Source organism: Hydrogenimonas sp. (assembly GCF_029933015.1).
Classification (GTDB): domain Bacteria; phylum Campylobacterota; class Campylobacteria; order Campylobacterales; family Hydrogenimonadaceae; genus Hydrogenimonas.
This window is the reverse complement of sequence record NZ_JAOZOZ010000165.1, coordinates 1-3,363: the sequence shown is the minus strand read 5'-3', so window position 1 is coordinate 3,363 and position 3,363 is coordinate 1. Positions and strand designations below refer to the sequence as shown.

3 protein-coding genes are annotated in these 3,363 nt (G+C 56.7%); all 3 read right to left on the bottom strand.

Going from position 1 to position 3,363, the window contains the following annotated elements; genetic code table 11:
- Nucleotides 1–971, bottom strand: a 971-nt coding sequence (locus Q1K23_RS08705; protein ID WP_300363894.1) for a M14 family metallopeptidase, incomplete at its 3' end; no start/stop codon positions are given.
- Nucleotides 968–2,383 carry a glutamate-cysteine ligase family protein gene (locus Q1K23_RS08700; protein WP_300363892.1) on the bottom strand — a complete coding sequence of 472 codons (1,416 nt, stop codon included), beginning with the start codon at nucleotides 2,381–2,383 and terminating at the stop codon, nucleotides 968–970. The genes Q1K23_RS08700 and Q1K23_RS08705, both read right to left, overlap by 4 nt.
- Nucleotides 2,384–2,402: 19 nt before the next feature.
- A complete protein-coding gene (locus Q1K23_RS08695) occupies nucleotides 2,403–3,074 on the bottom strand; it encodes a transposase (RefSeq protein WP_300363890.1) in 672 nt (223 codons plus the stop codon).
- Nucleotides 3,075–3,363: the final 289 nt, after the last annotated feature.

Sequence of the window (3,363 nt, the reverse complement as noted above, 5' to 3'; positions counted from 1 at the left end):
CGGATGATTTTCAGGTCACGGGTGATCATGGCGGGCATCATCGCCTTTTTCAGACGGATTTCGTTACCGACGATTTCGAAGAAGTCTTCGAACCGTTCGTTGCCGTCGTCGTCGAACACTTCGAACCTGGCATCCGAACCGGGCCGTATCCGGCCAAAGGGCGTGCCCGCCGGCAGCTCTTTGAAGTTGTCCTCCTCCAGCTCCTGGGGCAGCTGTATATCCGTGTCGGTCTCACCGAATCCGAGTGTGAAGCGCTCGGGTACCGTGACGCGTGCGACGGTGTGGTAGACGTCGATCTCTCCCGTGTGCATTTTACGGTGTGGAAAGGCCGAAAGGTGCAGCAGCGAGTCGACGAATTCGAAAGCGTGTTCGATGCCCCGGGAGACGTGGGGTTTGCCGCACTCGATCGTGATGGCGGGGCAGTACTCCGCCATCGCCAGCGACTGGACGCCTCTGGGTGTTTCGAAATAGACGACGATACGGGAAAAGAGAGAAGCCAGATAGAGAAAATCGGGTTCGAGACGGTTGATGCAGCCGTAGTGGGGGTTTTTGCCTGTATTGTTGTGGATATCGATGCTGGCGAAGAGCGGCCGGGCCGTCACCTTCTCCACGACTTTCGCGACGAGGCGGGCCTCTTCGCTCGTCGTGTCGTCGCCTCCGGGCCAGACCCGGTTGTAGTCGGGCTGGCCGTCGAGCCGTCTGAGTCCCTCTTTCGCCGCGTAGATATTGCCGAAGAAAACGACGAGAGAACGGGGCAGGGGACGGTCCATGTACTTTTTCAGAATCTTCTGGATCGCGAAGAGTCCCGTGTCTTCGTTGCCATGCAGAAGCACCGTCACGAAAAGCGGCTCCCTGTGGTGCCCCTCCAGGGTGAGCAGTGTCGGATGGGGCAGGATCCTGTGGAGGTCGCGGGCGTCTTCGATCTCCAGGAGCCCTGCGGGGATTTCGTTCAGTTCGATCAGCGGTATCATTTCAGACTCCATGTATGGACCGGTTCGCCGATTTGTTGGTGGTGCCAGTAGGCTTCCGTCATCTTTTTCATATCCTTTCCGTGGTTTCGCACGAACGAGAGTTGCCAGCGGGCGCCGTTTTGTCCTTTCGCTGCCCGTGATTCGATGATGGAGAGGTATCTTCCCGTCTCTTTTCCATCGAGATCGAGGCTTTCGAGTCCTTCGTGGGCCAGGGGGAGCAGTTTTTCGAGTATCAGGGAACGTATCTTTAGCTCCTTTCCTTCCCATACGATGGTGGCCTCGAGCCCCCGACGGGCGGCGCGGTAGAAGTTCGCTTTCGCCGTTTCGAAATCGTCGATCCGCTCTTTCCTGGCGACTCTTTTGGCCAAAGAGGCGGCGAGACCGTAGTAGAAGGCGGCGTTGGCCAGCATATCGACCAGGGTGGGGCCCGAGGCCATGACCCGGTGCTCGATGCGGAAGTGGAGCGTCCCGTCCTCGTCGAAGCCGACCAGGGGACGGTTCCATCGCCAGATGGTGCCGTTGTGCAGTCTCAGATGAGAAAAGCGATCCGTCTCCTCTTCGAAGAGTATCGGGAGCAGAATGTCGTACTCGTCCCGGTTTTCCAGAAAACACTCCAGAATGCTCCGCCGGGCGAATCCGCTTCCGAAAGAGACGCGGGGCCGGCCTTCCCCGGTGTCGACCGACTGCTCGAAGAGCGGAATGCGGGTTTCGTGCCAGAGCGCCTTGCCGAAAAGAAAGGGGGAGTTCGCCGAAACCGCCACCGTGGCTGCGGAGGCGAGTATGGAGGCGTTGTAGTAGTGGTGCGCCTCTTCGAAGGGCACCTGGGTGTGGATCTGAAACGAAGTGGCCGCCGCTTCGAGCATCACCGAATCGTGCCGCATCTTCAGACGCTCCGTCTCGCCGGCGATGTCGAGCCAAACCGGCTCTCCTCCCCGTTCGCGCAGCACCTGTTCGTTCAGGGCGCGGTAGCGTTTGAGCTCCGACATGTTTTCGAGACAGAAGTCCGAAGGATGGGCCGTGGGGAGTATGCCGATGGTGAGCGCGCGAAGACCCAGACGCTCGGCCGTCGTGTTGGCGGTGCGGCAGTGCCGGTGCATCTCTTCCGCAAATTTCGAAAAAGCGTCGCCGCAGAGAGGGTGCGGGGCGTTGTTGAGCTCGAAATTGAATTTCGCCAGCTCCATCGACGCCATGTCGTCGTGCAGGTAGCGCAGAAATTCGGTATTGCGGGGAGCCGGACGCATCGTCTCGTCCACCAGCCACGCCTCGATCTCGAAACCGCCCACAGGCGCACGACGCGAACACTCTCCCTTTTCCGCTTTTTCCTGCAGAAGCGCCGTCTCTTTTTTCAGACGATCGGAAAATTCAGGCCACTCTTTTTCGGTGAAATGCGTATGTCCTATTTCGGTTCCCATATCCCGATTGTAGCGAGAATCAGCTTTCGAACCACACTTTTTTGAGGATTTCGAACCTTTCGGGCATCGGGTGGTTGAACTTGAACTCCGCCTCCTTGAGATAGTAGATGAAGTTGTCCGGCCGGATGCCTTTGTACTTCTTCATGAACTCGTCGAAATATTTCCAGAACGAGACGATCGTGTTGTCGATGCTGCGGAGTTTCGCGATGCGGTGGATTTTCAGAAATCTCGAAAATTCGTCATAGTAGAGATCCTCGAGACCGTCCGCGAGAAAACCGCTTTTGTAGCGGTCGAGGGAGGGCATCAGAATGTTGTAGACCTTTCCGCCATAATCGAATGTCAGAAAGTTGTGGGCGTCGAAAATATATTTTTTCTCTTTGCGCTTGGCATGGTCGAGGTAGAGGTATTCGTCATATTCGACGATCTCCTCTCTGTGGGAGGCGTAGGCGTTTTCGAGCAGCGGTAGGAGAAGGCGTCGGAATTCGTCGTATCTCTTTTTGGCCGTGACGTAGTTGATGCCGAGTTTTTCGGAAGCCTCTTTGGCCGTCGTCTCGAGACAGAAGGCTTCGATCAGGGCCATGTCCCGTTTCGCTTTGCGCGGGCTGTAGCGCCGTTTGCATCGTGAACATTTGACACGGCCGTCTTTCAGGCGGTAGACAGAAGCGCCGCAGTGGATACAGCTATCGTTCATGGAGATGTCGCAGGTCCTTTTTTTAAATAGGAAATCGTCGTTTTAAACTTCCTCTCATCATAACACCGTATAATTGAAGAAAAACTGAATGATCATTCACCACAAGGTAGGATACTATGGAACTGAGCCTGCTTCTGATCTTCTGGTACGGCGTCCTGCACGCCTTCGGCCCCGACCATCTGACGGCCATCGCCGACTTCTCGATCGGCAAAGGGCGTACCAAGACGCTGCTCATCACCCTCGCGTTCGCGGTGGGGCACGGCATCTCGCTCTTCGTTTTCGCCAAGAT